The organism is Streptomyces glaucosporus, assembly GCF_039533345.1.
GTDB classification, from domain to species: domain Bacteria; phylum Actinomycetota; class Actinomycetes; order Streptomycetales; family Streptomycetaceae; genus Streptomyces; species Streptomyces glaucosporus.
The window spans coordinates 1-14989 of record NZ_BAAATJ010000030.1 but is presented as its reverse complement, the minus strand read 5'-3'; the positions used below and the strand labels follow the sequence as shown (position 1 = coordinate 14989).

General features: G+C 74.5%; 13 protein-coding genes and 1 pseudogene. 8 read left to right on the top strand and 6 right to left on the bottom strand.

From position 1 onward, the window contains the following. Nucleotides 1-48: 48 nt before the first annotated feature. Nucleotides 49-1011, bottom strand: a complete 963-nt coding sequence (locus tag ABD358_RS24350; RefSeq protein WP_344633274.1) for an HhH-GPD family protein — start codon at nucleotides 1009-1011, stop codon at nucleotides 49-51. Between the two features lie 255 nt (nucleotides 1012-1266). Continuing rightward, complete coding sequence (locus ABD358_RS24345) at nucleotides 1267-1896, bottom strand: phosphatase PAP2 family protein (protein ID WP_344633273.1); 630 nt, start codon at nucleotides 1894-1896, stop codon at nucleotides 1267-1269. A 232-nt stretch (nucleotides 1897-2128) separates the two neighbouring features. Between ABD358_RS24345 and ABD358_RS24340 the strand changes: the two genes are divergently transcribed. Beyond that, complete coding sequence (locus ABD358_RS24340) at nucleotides 2129-2920, top strand: hypothetical protein (RefSeq protein ID WP_344633272.1); 792 nt, start codon at nucleotides 2129-2131, stop codon at nucleotides 2918-2920. A 281-nt stretch (nucleotides 2921-3201) separates the two neighbouring features. On the opposite strand, the gene disA is transcribed toward ABD358_RS24340, so the two are convergent. The 3 genes from disA to ABD358_RS24325 all read right to left on the bottom strand — a co-directional run bounded on the left by disA (nucleotide 3202) and on the right by ABD358_RS24325 (nucleotide 6686). Then, complete coding sequence (disA, locus tag ABD358_RS24335) at nucleotides 3202-4260, bottom strand: DNA integrity scanning diadenylate cyclase DisA (RefSeq protein WP_344633331.1); 1059 nt, start codon at nucleotides 4258-4260, stop codon at nucleotides 3202-3204. A gap of 90 nt (nucleotides 4261-4350) precedes the next feature. Beyond that, entirely contained in the window at nucleotides 4351-5763 is a 1413-nt protein-coding gene (gene radA / locus ABD358_RS24330; RefSeq protein WP_344633271.1) for a DNA repair protein RadA, read from the bottom strand. A 200-nt stretch (nucleotides 5764-5963) separates the two neighbouring features. Further along, nucleotides 5964-6686, bottom strand: coding sequence for a hypothetical protein (locus tag ABD358_RS24325; protein WP_344633270.1), 723 nt, complete (start codon nucleotides 6684-6686; stop codon nucleotides 5964-5966). 132 nt (nucleotides 6687-6818) lie between these two features. Between ABD358_RS24325 and ABD358_RS24320 the strand changes: the two are divergent. Then, nucleotides 6819-7382 (top strand): annotated as a pseudogene (locus tag ABD358_RS24320) (BACON domain-containing protein); the annotation flags it as partial. A 267-nt stretch (nucleotides 7383-7649) separates the two neighbouring features. On the opposite strand, the gene ABD358_RS24315 reads toward ABD358_RS24320, so the two are convergent. After that, nucleotides 7650-8435 (bottom strand): DUF3109 family protein, encoded by a 786-nt coding sequence (locus ABD358_RS24315; RefSeq protein WP_344633330.1) that lies wholly within the window; start codon nucleotides 8433-8435, stop codon nucleotides 7650-7652. Between the two features lie 164 nt (nucleotides 8436-8599). Between ABD358_RS24315 and ABD358_RS24310 the strand changes: the two genes are divergently transcribed. The 6 genes from ABD358_RS24310 to proC all read left to right on the top strand — a co-directional run bounded on the left by ABD358_RS24310 (nucleotide 8600) and on the right by proC (nucleotide 14718). After that, nucleotides 8600-9541, top strand: coding sequence for a Ppx/GppA family phosphatase (locus ABD358_RS24310; protein ID WP_344633269.1), 942 nt, complete (start codon nucleotides 8600-8602; stop codon nucleotides 9539-9541). Nucleotides 9542-9625: 84 nt separating this feature from the next. After that, nucleotides 9626-10462, top strand: coding sequence for a sugar phosphate isomerase/epimerase family protein (locus tag ABD358_RS24305; RefSeq protein WP_344633268.1), 837 nt, complete (start codon nucleotides 9626-9628; stop codon nucleotides 10460-10462). Nucleotides 10463-10636: 174 nt separating this feature from the next. Continuing rightward, entirely contained in the window at nucleotides 10637-12487 is a 1851-nt protein-coding gene (ilvD, locus tag ABD358_RS24300; RefSeq protein WP_344633267.1) for a dihydroxy-acid dehydratase, read from the top strand. A 55-nt stretch (nucleotides 12488-12542) separates the two neighbouring features. Continuing rightward, on the top strand, nucleotides 12543-13052 hold the full coding sequence (locus tag ABD358_RS24295) for a hypothetical protein (RefSeq protein WP_344633266.1): 510 nt from the start codon (nucleotides 12543-12545) through the stop codon (nucleotides 13050-13052). Nucleotides 13053-13119: 67 nt separating this feature from the next. Next, a complete protein-coding gene (locus ABD358_RS24290; protein ID WP_344633265.1) occupies nucleotides 13120-13704 on the top strand; it encodes a GNAT family N-acetyltransferase in 585 nt (194 codons plus the stop codon). A gap of 201 nt (nucleotides 13705-13905) precedes the next feature. Continuing rightward, nucleotides 13906-14718, top strand: coding sequence for a pyrroline-5-carboxylate reductase (gene proC, locus ABD358_RS24285; RefSeq protein WP_344633264.1), 813 nt, complete (start codon nucleotides 13906-13908; stop codon nucleotides 14716-14718). Nucleotides 14719-14989: the final 271 nt, after the last annotated feature.

Below are 14989 nucleotides of genomic sequence, written 5' to 3'. Positions count from 1 at the left end.
GATTTCCGGAGGGCGGGCGGGGTGCGGCGCCGGACGCCGCACCCCGGATCACAGGCCCTGGGGCCGGCTCTGGGGCAGCCGGTAGACGCCGCCCTCCAGGGGTTCGACCAGCCCGTCCGCGACCAGCCCGTCCAGCGCGCGGGCCCGCTGCACCGGCTCGTCCCACACCCGGTCCAGAACGGCCTGGGGCACCGGCTCCACCGCCTCGCGCAGGACGGCCAGCAGCCTGCCGCGCACCTGGCGGTCGGTGCCCGCGTAGCTCTGGCCGCGGCGCGGCGGACCGTCGTGCGCGGGCGACCCCGCCCGGCGCCAGGCGCACAGGTCCGCGATCGGACAGCGCGCGCAGTCCGGCCGCCGGGCCGTGCACACCAGGGCGCCCAGTTCCATCGTCGCCGCGGCCCAGCGCGCGGCCGTGGCGTCGTCCTCCGGCAGGACGGCCCGGGCGAGCCTGCGCTCGGCGGCGGTGGTGGCGGTCGGCGGGAACTCCCGTCCGCCGAAGGCACGGGCGAAGACGCGCCGGACGTTGGTGTCCAGCACCGCGTGCCGCTGCCCGTACGCGAAGGAGGCCACGGCCGCGGCCGTGTACTCGCCCACCCCCGGCAGCGCGAGGAGCTGGGCGTGCTCGCGGGGCACGTCGCCGCCGTGCCGTTCCGTTATGGCGGCGGCGGCACCGTGGAGGCGCAGGGCGCGGCGCGGGTAGCCCAGCCGCCCCCAGGCGCGCACGGCCTCGCCGGGCGGCTCGGCGGCCAGGTCGGCGGGACGGGGCCAGCGGGCGAGCCACTGCTCGTAGACGGGCAGCACCCGGCTGACGGGCGTCTGCTGGAGCATGAACTCGCTGACCATGACGCCCCAGGCACCGGCTTCGGGGCGGCGCCAGGGCAGGTCACGGGCGTGTCGGTCGAACCACTCGATGACGGGGGCGTGGAGATCGGCGGGTGCGGGGGACTCGGGGGGACGGAGGTCGGTCGCATGGAGACCGGCGGCGCTGTGCTCGGATGTGGTCGCAGTCATGGCGCTTCCGATCCTGACACGGCGGAGCGCGGCAACGCAGCGGTCCGCGCCGTTCGGGCCCATGGGACCACCCGTCGTACCGCATCCCGTGCCCTGCCGCTCCCGTCTTCCCCCCGTCCCACCTGCGCCTCCGGCACCCGGCGGGGCGTGGGGCGCGTACGGACGGCGGCGTCGGGCGGGTGACGGCGCGTACCGCCGTACGCGCCGTCCCGGGGCGGGCGGCGGCAGGCGTAGCCCCGGGACGGTGGTCACCGCCTACGGGGCCGGGCTGGTGCGGACCAGCCGCGCACGCGCCCGGTCCGCCAGCACGGCGGCCGGTCCCACCGCCGTCCGCGTCACCAGCAGCGCCACGGCCGTGCCCAGCACCGCGCCCGCCGCCACGTCGTGCGGGTAGTGCGCGCCGACGAACACCCGGGAGAACGCCGTCAGCGCCGCCAGCGGCAGCACCAGCCAGGCCGCCGTCCGCCAGACGACCGCGACGGCCACCGCCGAGGCGAGGGCGATGGTGGCGTGGTTGCTCGGGAAGGACCAGTCGCCCGGCCCGGGGCAGGGCGCGACGGGGGCCGCCGCGCCCGCCACGGCCCGGCACGGCCGGTCCTCCCGCACGACCAGCTTGACGGTCTCGCTGGCGCCGTACGCCACGGCCACCGCGACCGGGCCCAGCAGAGCCCGGGCGAGTGTCCGCGGCTCGGCGCGGCGCACCCGCCAGCACGCCGCCGCGAGCACGGCCAGGAGGACCAGCAGCCCGCCCTCGGTGCCGTACTCGGCGAGGGCGTGGACCCAGCCGGGGGTGTCGTGGGCGAAGTCGGTGACCTCTCGGTACAGGTCGTCGGAGAGGCCGCCGCGAGGGGCGCCGGGGAGGCCGCTGTGGGGATCACTGCTCATACGTGAACGGTACGGACGGCGCCGGCCGGGTCACGTGCTGTGACTGAAGGGTGTCGTCGCCGGCGATCGCCGGGCCTGCAAGCTCGTTCGTCATAAAAGTTGACCAACTGTGCGGCGAGTAAGGCCATGTGGGGCACTTGATGTCTCGTAAGGTTTGTGCGTGGGATCTCTGCGCCATCCGGTTGGACCCCTTCCCTCCTCCATCTACTGGCGGCGAAGGGCGGTTGTGCTTGTGCTCCTGTTGGTCCTGGTGCTGCTCGTCTTCTGGGCGCTCGGGTACGGGGGTTCCGGCGGCGACGGCGGAAACGACCAGGGCAGGGGGCGGGACGGCGGCCGCGTCCCCGGCACCATCACGCCCGGACCGTCCTCCTCCGAATCCCTGATCAGCGAGCATCCCGGCGGGCGCGACGAGGTGGGCGGCGGCTCCTCGGGAAGCTCCTCGGGCGGTGCGGACGGCGGTACGGGCGGCTCCGGCGGCGCGAACGGCTCCGGGGGCGCGGTCGGCGGCGGCTCCGGTGGTGCGGACGGCGGCGCGGGCGGCGCGGACACCGGCGTGAACGGCGGTGCGGACACCGGTGTTCCGGGCGGTGCCGAGGCCGTGCCCGCCGGCTCCGGACTCCCGGACTGCCGCCCCGGTTCGGTCGAGGTGAAGCTGCGCAGCACCGAGAACCGGTACGCCCCCGGGGAGAAGCCCGTCTTCCACCTGACCGTGCGGAACGAGGACGACGGCGCCTGCAAGGTCGACTTCGGCAGCGAGGCCACCGTCTTCACCATCATCGAGGCCGGGGACGACGACAAGAAGGTCTGGAAGTCCGAGGACTGCCCGAGGGGCAAGCGCTCGGCCCTCTACCGCGTCCCGGCGGGCGGCGAGGCCGTCCACACCCTGGAGTGGGACCGCCGCCACAGCACCCCCGAGTGCGGTACTCCGGGCGACTCCGCGAAGGCGGGCACGTATCTGGTCGAGGCCGGGATCGAGGGACTGGTGGAGAAGGTGCGCACCTCGTTCGTCCTCACCAAGGACTGAGCCGGCCCCGCCCCGGATACCTGCCCTTCGGATACCTGCCCTTCGGATACCTGCTCTCCGGATACCCGGCCTCCGGTGAGGGACCGTCAGGGAGCGGACCCCCGGGCCGCGGTGCGAACGGCCGCGGCCCCGGCGCCCCGGCGGGACCGGCGAACACCAAGGGACCGTCCGGCACTCGCGCGTGAGCAGAGGCCCCGGCCGTTCGCACCGCGGCCACGGGCGGAACGGGTTCATCCCGCCCCGGAGCGCACCCGCACCGGCGGCGTCCGTGCCCGCGACGGCTAGACGTACCGCTCCAGGATCGAGGACTCCGCCAGCCGCGACAGCCCCTCGCGGACCGACCTGGCCCGCGCCTCGCCCACACCGTCGACGGTCTGCAGGTCGTCCACGCTCGCGGCCAGCAGCTTCTGCAGCCCGCCGAAGTGCTCGACCAGCCGCTCGATCACGGCGTTCGGCAGCCGCGGCACCTTCGCCAGCAGACGGTAACCGCGCGGCGAGACCGCCGAGTCCAGCGTCTCGGGCGAGCCGCTGTACCCCAACGCCCGTGCCACGGTGGGCAGGTCGAGCAGCTCGGTGTGGGTGAGCCGGTCCAGTTCGGCCAGCGCCTCGTCGACCGTGCGGGACCGCTTGGCGGTCGGCTCGGGCACGTAGTCGCGGGCGACCAGTTCACGCTCCGGCTCCACGCCCGCGATCAGCTCGTCGAGTTGGAGGGAGAGCAGCCGCCCGTCCGTGCCCAGCTCCACCACGTACTCGGCGATCTCCGTGGCGATCCGGCGGACCATCTCCAGCCGCTGCGAGACCGCGGAGACGTCGCGGACGGTCACCAGGTCCTCGATCTCCAGAGCCGAGAGGGTGCCGGCCACCTCGTCCAGGCGCAGCTTGTACCGCTCCAGCGTCGCCAGCGCCTGGTTGGCCCGGGACAGGATCGCCGCCGAGTCCTCCAGCACCCGCCGCTGACCGTCGACGTACAGGGCGATCAGCCGCATGGACTGGCTCACCGACACGACGGGGAAACCGGTCTGGATCGACACCCGCTGCGCGGTGCGGTGCCGGGTGCCGGTCTCCTCCGTGGGGATCGAGGCGTCCGGGACGAGCTGCACCCCCGCCCGCACGATCTTGGTGATGTCCTTGTCGAGGATCAGCGCGCCGTCCAGCTTGCACAGTTCGCGCAGCCGCGTCGCGCTGAACTCCACGTCCAGCACGAAACCGCCGGTGCACAGCGACTCGACGGTCTTGTCCATGCCCAGGACGATGAGCCCGCCGGTGTTCCCCCGCAGGACGCGCTCCAGCCCGTCGCGCAGGGCGGTCCCCGGCGCGACGGCGCTCAGCGAGGCGCGCATCAGGCCGTCGGAGCCGGCTGCTGCCCGGTCATTGGCTGCCACGGCACTCCTTCGGGTCATGCGTACGTACGGGCGAGACCTGGGCAAAGTCTACCGGCGGCCGTCGGCGTCGTGTGGCGCGCTCCGGCGGGGCCGGGCGGGGAGCACCCGCAGCGCCTCGCCTATGTCCGAGACCTCCGTCACCCGCATCCCCTGCGGAACCTTCCCCGGATCGACCGGGACCAGGGCGTGGGAGAAGCCCAGCCGCGCCGCCTCGGCCAGCCGCCGCTGCACGCCCGTGACCCGCCTGACCTCGCCCGCCAGGCCGACCTCGCCGATGGCCACCAGGTTCTTCGGCAGCGGAGTGTCGCTGACGGCACTGGCGAGCGCGAGCGCCATCGCCAGGTCGGCGGCGGGCTCCGACAGCCGCACCCCGCCGACCGTCGCGGTGTAGACGTCCCGCTTGCCCAGGGCGTTGATCTTCCCCCGCTGTTCGAGCACGGCCAGCATCATCGACACCCGCGAGGTCTCCAGGCCGGACGTCGTGCGCCGGGGGGAGGGGATCTGCGAGTCCACCGTCAGCGCCTGCACCTCGGCCACCAGCGGCCGGCGGCCCTCCAGGGTGACGGTCAGGCAGGTGCCGGGCACGGGCTCGTCGCGGCGGGTGAGGAACAGCCCCGACGGGTCGGCCAGGCCCGTGATGCCCTCGTCGTGCAGCTCGAAGCAGCCGACCTCGTCGGTCGCCCCGTAGCGGTTCTTCACCCCGCGCACCAGCCGCAGCCGGGCGTGCCGGTCGCCCTCGAACTGGAGCACCACGTCCACCAGGTGCTCCAGCAGGCGGGGGCCGGCGATGGCGCCGTCCTTGGTGACGTGGCCCACCAGCAGCGTGGACATCCCGCGCTCCTTGGAGGCCCGGATGAGCGCCCCGGCGACCTCCCGCACCTGGGCCATGCCGCCCGGCGCCCCGTCGATCTCGGGGGAGGCCACCGTCTGGACCGAGTCCAGCACGAGCAGGGAGGGCTTCACCTCGTCCAGGTGGCCCAGGACGGCGGAGAGGTCCGTCTCGGCGGCCAGGTACAGGTGGTCGTCGATCGCCCCGATGCGGTCCGCCCGCAGCCGCACCTGCCCGGCGGACTCCTCGCCGGTGACGTACAGGGTGCGGTGGTCGGGACCGGCGGCCTTGGCGGCCACGTCCAGCAGCAGCGTCGACTTGCCCACGCCCGGCTCGCCCGCCAGCAGCACCACCGCGCCGGGCACCAGCCCGCCGCCCAGCACCCGGTCCAGCTCGGGCACGCCCGTGCTGCGCGCGGTGGCCACCTGCCCGTCCACCTGGCCGATGGGCAGCGCGGGAGCCGAGACCCGGCCGGGCGCGGTGGTGCGGACGGCCGGTGTGCCGCCCACCTCCTCGACGGTGCCCCAGGCGTGGCACTCCGGGCAGCGGCCGAGCCACTTGACCGTGGTGTAGCCGCACTCGGTGCAGCGGTAGGCGGGGCGGTCCTTGGCGGACGACTTGCGGGCAGCCATGCGCCTCACGGTAGCCGGAGCCTCTGACACAGGGGCCGGCCCGGCACGGCGGCGGGGGGTGCGCCGGTACGGCGGGCGGGCCCGGCGAGCCTCCCGCCCGCTCTCCCGTCCCCCCATCCGCTGCCCGTCTGCTCCCCGTCCGCTCCCGTCTGCCTTTCCCCCTGCCTTCACTGTGCGTTTGCGCACTTTCCCGCCACTCGTCACCCGTAAGGGTTAAACCCGCGCAAGCGTCGTCGGTGATCCCCGGCCTTCCGCCTACGGTCGACCGGGTGATGAGCACTCGGCGCGAGCACCCCGCGCATCCCACCGGCGCACACCGGGCGCACCGTGGCACGCGCCGCGCTGCGGCGCAGCCGCCGGTGTGCTTCGACCCCTACCTGGACCACCTGGACGGGCTGTTCACGTACTGCCTGTCCGTCATGTGCGAGCACGAGGCGGCCACCGCCGCCCTCGGCGAAGCCCTGGCCGTCGCCGACCGGCAGCGCCGCCGCGGCCGCACCCCCGGCGACACGGCGCTGCACCGGGCCTGGCTGTACGCGCTGGCCCGCTGGGCCTGCCTGCGGCGCCTCGCCGAGCGGCAGGGCCGTCCCGAACCCCCCGAACTCCCCGGACCCGTGGCGACCGCGCGCCGCCGCGAGCTGGCCGCGCTCGCCTGGCCCGAGGCCGCCGGCACGAACCCCGAGCAGCGCGAGGCCCTGGAACTGGCCGTGCGCCACCACCTGCCGGTCCACGAGGTGGCCGCCGTGCTCGGGCTGGACGGCGACGGCACCGAGCTGCTGCTGTCCAGCGGCGCCTGCGAGGTGGAGCGCACCCGCACCGCGCTCGCCGTCCTCGACCGGGGCGGCTGCGCGTCCGTGTCCCGGCTCGCCGGGAACCGGGAGGTGCTGCTGGGCAGCGCGCTGCGCCGGGAACTGGTCCGGCACGTGGACGAGTGCCCCGAGTGCCGACGCACCGCCGAACGGGTACTGGCGGGCGGCCCGTGGCCGGGGACCGCGCCCGCCGACACGGGGACGCTCACCGTGCTGAAGGCGCCGCGCGACGAGGTGTACGCCGCCATGCTCACCGCACTGCGCGCACGGGCGCAGCACACCCCGCGCTTCGACCGGCGCGGCTTCCCCGCCGGGGCCGGGGACCGCGCCGAACGCTTCGACCGGCTGCGCAGCCGCGCGGTGACCACCACGGTCGTGGCGACGGTCATCGCCGCGCCGGTGCTGGCGCTGTGGGCGGCGTACCGGGGGGCGCCGCTGGCGGACGCCGGCCCGGGCAGCGCCCCGGTCTCGGCGGCGGAGCGGGAGGAGGCCGGCGGCTCGTACGACGCGCCCCACCCGGAACGGGGCCCCGCCGGGGGCGCCGGCGCGTCCCGCGACGGGGGCGGCGTCCGCGTCGACGTGGGCGCCGCCGGGGGCGGCGAGGCGTCCCCCCGCGGATCGGACCGGCCGGAGCGGGCGGGCGGCGACGGCGCGCGGAAGGAGGACGGCCGTACGGGTCCGGGGCGGCTGACGGTCGAGGCGCGGCCCGCCGGGGACGCCACGCTCGTCACGCTCACCGCCTCCGGAGGGCGGCCGGTCCGGTGGTCGGCCTCCGCGGACGCCCCCTGGCTGCGGCTGAGCCGTACGCACGGGACGCTGCGGCCCGGCGAGTCGGCCACGATCACCGTCACCGTGGACCGGGCAGGAGCCCGCCGGCACGTGGACGGCACGCGTCTCGGTCCACCCGGCCAAGGCGGTGATCACCCTCCAGGGGCGCGGCAGCGCGCCGGCGCCCGCCGAGCCGCGGCCGTCCGCCCCTCCGCAGCAGGAACCGTCCGGTCCGCCCCCCACCGGGACCCCGGACGAGCCGTCCGGACCGTCGCCGGCCCAGCCGGACCCGTCCCCGCCGCAGCCGGACTAGACGTCCCCGGGCCGGACGCCGTCCGCCTCCGTGTCCGCCTCCGTGTCCACGGGACGCGGGAGCGCCGGCGCGTCCGCCGGGTGGGGGACGGGCAGCAGCGGTCCGGCCGCCAGCCGCTCCTCGCACAGCCGGGCCAGCCGCTCGTACCCCGCCGGGCCCATCAGCTCCGTCAGCTCCGGCCGGTACGACACGTACACCGGCTCGCCGGCCTGGTGGGCGGACGGCGCGCCGGTGCACCACCAGTGGAGGTCGTGTCCGCCCGGCCCCCAGCCGCGGCGGTCGTACTCGCCGATCGAGACGTACAGCTTCTGCTCGCCGTCCGGCAGCTCCACCCACTCGAACGTCCGCCGGATCGGCAGCTGCCAGCACACGTCCGGCTTGGTCTCCAGCGGCTCGCGGCCCTCCCGCAGCGCCATCGTGTGCAGCGCGCAGCCCGCGCCGGCCGGGAAGCCGGGACGGTTGAGGAAGATGCACGCACCCTGGTGGAGCCGCGTCTGCCGCTCGCCGTCCTCGTTCACCTCGACCCAGCCGCGCTCGGAGGTCCCCTCCGCGTGGAACTGCCAGAGCTCGGGCGTGAGACGCGCAGCGTGCGCCGCCACGCGCTGCTCGTCCTCCTCGTCGGAGAAGTGCGCCCCCAGCGTGCAGCAGCCGTCGCTCGCCCGTCCCGCGCGGATGCCCTGGCACCCCCGGCCGAAGACGCAGCCCCAGCGCGAGGTCAGCCACGTCAGGTCGCAGCGGAACACCTGCTCGTCGTCCGCCGGGTCCGGGAACTCCACCCACATCCGGGGGTGGTCCAGGCCCACCTCCTCGTCCCTGGCGCGCCGCGGCTCACCCTCCGCGTTCCGGCCTTTGCCCTGGTTCGCCGTTTTCGTCTTCGTCACGCCCCCAGGGTATGCACCCCCGTTCCGTCGATGAGCCTCACCCGGCCGCAGTAGCGTGGCTCCTCATGAGACTCGGTGTCCTTGACGTGGGTTCGAACACGGTGCACCTGCTGGTGGTGGACGCGCACCCCGGCGCCCGCCCGCTGCCCGCCTACTCCCACAAGGCGGAGCTGCGCCTGGCCGAACTCCTCGACTCCGACGGCGCCATAGGGCCCGACGGGGTGGAGAGGCTCGCCGCCACCGTCCGGGAGGCCCTGGACGTCGCCGAGGACAAGGGCGTGGAGGACCTGCTGCCGTTCGCCACCTCCGCCGTGCGGGACGCCGCCAACGCCGACCGGGTGCTGGCCCGCGTGGCCGCCGGGACGGGCGTGGAACTCCGGGTGCTGTCCGGCGAGGACGAGGCGCGGCTGACGTTCCTCGCCGCCCGCCGCTGGTTCGGCTGGTCCGCCGGAAAGCTGCTGGTCATCGACATCGGCGGCGGCTCGCTGGAGATCGCGTACGGCATCGACGAGGAACCCGACGCCGCCGCCTCCCTCCCCCTGGGGGCCGGCCGCCTCACCTCGGCCTGGCTGCCCGGCGACCCGCCCGACCCGGCCGACGTCCGCGCTCTGCGCCGCCACGTGCGGCACGAGATCGCCCGGGTGGTCGGCGACTTCAGCAGGCTGAGCGCGCCCGACCACGTGGTGGCCACCTCCAAGACCTTCAAGCAGCTCGCCCGGCTGGCGGGCGCCCCCCGCTCCGGCGAGGGTCCGTACGCGCAGCGCGAACTGCGCCGCTCCTCGCTGGAGGAGTGGGTGCCCAAGCTGGCCGGCATGTCCGCCGCCGAACGGGCGAAGCTGCCCGGCGTCTCCGAGGGCCGTGCCCGGCAACTGCTGGCGGGAGCGCTGGTGGCGGAGGGCGCCATGGACCTCTTCGGGGTGGCGAGGCTGGAGATCTGCCCCTGGGCCCTGCGCGAGGGCGTCATCCTGCGCCGGCTGGACACCCTGGCCGCGGCGTCGGCGTCGTGAGCTTCCCCACACTCCCGTCCCGCAGGGGGCGGAAAAGCCGCCGTACCACCGGGCCTTTCCGCGTCGCGCCGTAGGCTGTTCCCCGTGGTCGATCCAGCGGTGCACTGCCCGGAACCCAAGCCGGAACCGAAGGTCGCCCTCTCCACGGCCTCCGTCTACCCGGAGTCCACGGCGACGGCCTTCGAGATAGCCGCACGCCTCGGCTACGACGGGGTCGAGGTCATGGTGTGGACGGACCCGGTCAGCCAGGACATCGAGGCGCTGCGCAGACTCTCCGACTTCCACGGCGTCCCGGTCCTGGCCGTGCACGCCCCCTGCCTGCTGATCACCCAGCGGGTCTGGTCCAAGGACCCCTGGGCCAAGCTCCAGCGCTCCCGGGAGGCGGCCGAGAAGCTCGGCGCGAACACCGTGGTGGTGCACCCGCCGTTCCGCTGGCAGCGCTCCTACGCGCGGGAGTTCGTCCGGGGCGTGTGGCGGATGGCGAACGAGACCGACGTGCGCTTCGCCGTCGAGAACATGTACCCCTGGCGCTACCGCGACCGCGAGATGCTCGCCTACGCCCCCGCCTGGGACCCCACCGAGGACGACTACCGCCACTTCACCCTCGACCTGTCCCACACGGCCACGGCCCGCAACGACACCCTCGCCATGGTGGACCGCATGGGCGACCGGCTGGCCCACGTGCACATGGCCGACGGCCGGGGCTCCGCCAAGGACGAGCACCTCGTCCCCGGGCGGGGCAACCAGCCGTGCGCCGAGGTGCTGGGACGCCTGGCCGCGTCGGGCTTCGACGGCAACGTGGTGCTGGAGATCAACACCCGCCGTGCGATGTCCTCGGCCGAACGGGAGGCCGACCTCGCCGAGGCGCTGGCCTACACCCGCCTCCACCTGAGCTCCGCCGCTCCGGCGTCCGGTCGGTGAACGGCGCCGGAACGTCCGCGCCGCGGGCGACCCGCACGTCTTACGATCCGGACTTTTCGTCCGGAAGCTGAGCGGGGCGCGTACGCTCGAAGGCTACGGCCCCCCGGCCGGCACGTCCCACGGGCCCGTCCGCAGACCGACGCGTCCACCGGCTCACGAAGGAGTGGAGCAGCCATGCCCGAGCTGAGGTCCCGCACCGTCACCCACGGCCGCAACATGGCGGGCGCCCGTGCCCTCCTGAGGGCCGCGGGCGTAGCGCGCGAGGACTTCGGCAAGCCGATCGTCGCGGTGGCCAACAGCTTCACCGAGTTCGTCCCCGGGCACACCCACCTCCAGCCGGTCGGCCGGATCGTCAGCGAGGCGGTCAAGGCGGCGGGCGGCGTCCCCCGCGAGTTCAACACCATCGCCGTGGACGACGGCATCGCCATGGGCCACGGCGGCATGCTCTACTCCCTGCCGTCCCGCGACCTGATCGCGGACTCCGTGGAGTACATGGTCGAGGCCCACTGCGCCGACGCGCTGATCTGCATCTCCAACTGCGACAAGATCACCCCGGGCATGCTGATGGCCGCCCTGCGGCTGAACATCCCCACCGTCTTCGTCTCCGGCGGCCCGATGGAGTCCGGCCGCGCCACCCTCGTCGACGGCACCGTCCGCAAGCTCGACCTGGTCAGCGCCATCGCCGACTCGGCCAACGACGCCGTCTCGGACGAGGACATGGCCCTCATCGAGGAGAACGCCTGCCCGACCTGCGGCTCCTGCTCGGGCATGTTCACCGCCAACTCGATGAACTGCCTCACCGAGGCCATCGGCCTCTCCCTGCCCGGCAACGGCTCGGTCCTGGCCACCCACACCGCCCGCAGGGCGCTGTACGAGAACGCCGGCCGCACCGTCGTGGAGATCACCCGGCGCCACTACGAGCAGGACGACGCCGGCGTCCTGCCGCGCGCCATCGCCTCCCGCGCCGCCTTCGAGAACGCCATGGCCCTCGACATCGCCATGGGCGGCTCCACCAACACCATCCTCCACCTGCTCGCCGCCGCCCAGGAGGCCGAGCTGGACTTCGGGCTGGCCGACATCGACGCCATCTCACGCCGCGTGCCGTGTCTGTCCAAGGTCGCGCCCAACGTCGCACCGGGCGGCACGTACTACATGGAGGACGTCCACCGGGCCGGCGGCATCCCCGCCATCCTGGGCGAGCTGTACCGCGCGGGCCTGCTCAACGAGGACGTCCGCACCGTCCACAGCGACTCCCTGGCCGAGTGGCTCAAGACCTGGGACATCCGCGGCGGCTCCCCCTCCCCCGAGGCCGTCGAGCTGTTCCACGCGGCCCCCGGCTGCGTCCGCTCCGCCAGCGCCTTCTCCCAGTCCGAGCGCTGGGAGTCCCTCGACACCGACGCCGCGAACGGCTGCATCCGCGACGTGGAGCACGCCTACTCCGCCGACGGCGGCCTGGCCGTCCTCCACGGCAACCTGGCCGAGGACGGCTGCGTGGTGAAGACGGCCGGCGTCGACGAGTCGATCCTGACCTTCACGGGTCCGGCCGTGGTCTGCGAGTCGCAGGAGGAGGCCGTCGAGAAGATCCTCGGCAAGCAGGTCAAGGAGGGCGACGTCGTCGTCATCCGCTACGAGGGTCCCAAGGGCGGTCCGGGCATGCAGGAGATGCTCTACCCGACCTCGTTCCTCAAGGGACGCGGCCTGGGCGCCAAGTGCGCGCTGGTCACCGACGGCCGCTTCTCCGGCGGCACCTCGGGCCTGTCCATCGGCCACGTCTCCCCGGAGGCGGCCGCGGGCGGCACCATCGCCCTGGTCGAGGACGGCGACCTGATCTCCATCGACATCCCCGGCCGCACCATCGAGCTGAAGGTGGACGAGGCCACCCTCGCCGCCCGCCGCGAGGCCCTGGGCGGCCGGTACGCGCCGAAGAACCGCGACCGCAAGGTCTCCGCCGCCCTGCGCGCGTACGCCGCCATGGCCACCAGCGCCGACAAGGGCGCGGTGCGGGACGTCACCAAGCTCGGCTGACGCCCCCGGCACCCGCGCGGCCCGCGCACACGGCCCCGTCCGCATAATCGACACCATGAGCGAGCAGCAGCGCCCCGAGCCCGGGCCGATCCGGTTCTACGGCACCACCTGGGTGGACCACTCCGGTGGCTACCCCCTGCGCCGGACCGCGCTCGCGCTCGGGGCGCTGCTGCTCGCCGCGGCGGGGGCGTACGTGCTGCGCCTGGCGTACGAGGGGATGGAACTCGCCCGGACCGGCGATCTGGTGAGCACACTGCTGGTGGTGGCCTTCGCGCTGTGCAGCTCCATGGCCTTCGCCCGCACCCTGGGCGACTACACCCGCGACCCCGACGACGTCCGCGCGCCCGATCCGTCGTTGCGCGCCGTCAAGACGATCGGTTTCATCGGCGTCCTGCTCGCCTACGCCCTGCGCAGCACGGTCGAGGCCCCGGGGGAGAAGCGGCGGCGCGCCGAGTACGACCGTGCCGTCGAGCGGTACGAGCGCCGCGCCGCCGTCCGAGCCTCCCGGCGCGGCAACCCGGCGGCCCGCGGGGGCGCGAGGCCCCGGCCCGGCCGGAAGCGCTGACCGGGCCCGCCCCGGCGGACGCGAGCACCGCGGGGCCATGGAGTCCCCAAGGGGAGGAGCCGCGCCCATGACACACCCGGACACGCCCGCGGCGGACGGGCGCAACGTCCTGACCACTCCACGGCTGACACTGCGCGAGGTGCGGCCCGACGAGATCGGCGGCCTCCTCAAGGGCCGTCCGGCGGCGGGCGCCCGCTGGGCCGGGGGCTACCCGTCCGAGGAGACGTTCGGCAGTCTCGCGCGAGTGAGCCGGATGCTCCTCACCGACACCTACCGGCCGGGATTCGGCCTCTACCAGATCGTCGTGAGGGACGGCGGGGAGACCGTCGGCGACATCGTCTTCCACACCGCCCCGGACGAGAACGGCTCGGTGGAGATCGGCTACGCGCTGGTGGAGGCGTACCGGGGCAGGGGCATCGCCACCGAGGCGACACGCGCCCTGACCGCCTGGGCCCTGGGCCGTCCGGACGTCACGGAGGTGCGCGCGGAGACGGACCCGGACCACCTGTCCTCGCAGCGGGTCCTGCTCAGGTCCGGTTTCCGGGAGGCCGGCGGCGACGCAGGGACGCGCCGCTTCGTGCTGCGGCACGTCCCTGCGCCGGCGCCCCGGAGCGCACCGGGAACACCGGGGAGCCCGGCCGCGGAACGCTGACCTGTCCGGCGTGCGCGCAGGTCGTCGAGGTGGAAGCCGCCGCCGGCGGCGGTGCCGCCCTCGCCGGTGGGGCAGGGCTGCCCGATCGGTTCCGGAAGCGGCCGTGACCGCCTGTCGGACGCTCCGGCGGCAGCACCGCTCCGGGTGCGAGGATGGCGGTGCAGCCCGTACGCATCACACCCGGACAAGGTGAGCCCTTCCATGACCCAGAAGATCGCCGTCCTCGGAGCAGGCAAGATCGGCGAGGCCCTGCTGTCGGGCATGATCCGCGCAGGCTGGTCGCCGTCCGACCTCCTGGTCACCGCCCGCCGTCCGGAACGCGCCGGGGAACTGCACGCACGCCACGGGGTCACCGCGGTCACCAACGCCGAAGCCGCCAAGACCGCCGACACGCTCATCCTGGCGGTCAAGCCCCAGGACATGGCGGTCCTCCTCGAGGAACTGGCCCCCCACGTCCCCGCCGACCGCCTGGTGATCAGCGCCGCGGCCGGCATTCCGACGACCTTCCTGGAGGAGCGCCTCCCCGAGGGCACCCCGGTCGTCCGCGTCATGCCCAACACCCCGGTCCTGGTGGACGAGGGCATGTCCGTGATCTCCGCCGGCACGCACGCGGAGGAGGCCCACCTCGTCCGCACCGAGGAGATCTTCAAGCCGGTGGGCAAGACGCTGCGCGTCCCGGAGTCCCAGCAGGACGCGGCCACGGCCCTCTCCGGCTCGGGGCCGGCGTACTTCTACTACCTGGTGGAGGCCATGACGGACGCCGGCATCCTGCTCGGCCTTCCGCGGGACAAGGCACACGACCTGATCGTCCAGGCCGCGGTCGGCGCGTCGGTGATGCTCCGGGACAGCGGTGAGCACCCGGTCAAGCTCCGCGAGGCGGTCACCTCTCCCGCGGGCACCACGATCAGCGCCATCCGGGAGCTGGAGAAGCACGGTGTCCGCGCCGCCCTCATCGCGGCCCTGGAGGCGGCCCGCGACCGCAGCCGGGAGCTGGCCTCGGGCGGCAAGAGCTAGCGATTTGGCGCACGCCGATCCGTCATGTAACGTTCTCCGAGCTTCCACGGCATCGCTCTGATGCCCTGGTAGCCCTTCTGCCACGTCCGGTGGCGACCACTCATACAGCGTGAACCCCCTTTTCCGGGGGTGAAATGCGGCCTGCCGCATTTCTTTTCCGGACCGGCCCGATTAGGCGCCGGACAGGAAATCCGCTACGGTGGGGAAAGCGCCGGAAACGGCGCGGCAGAAAAAGGCAGGAACCCGCCGGCCGGGGATCGGAGACCGAAAA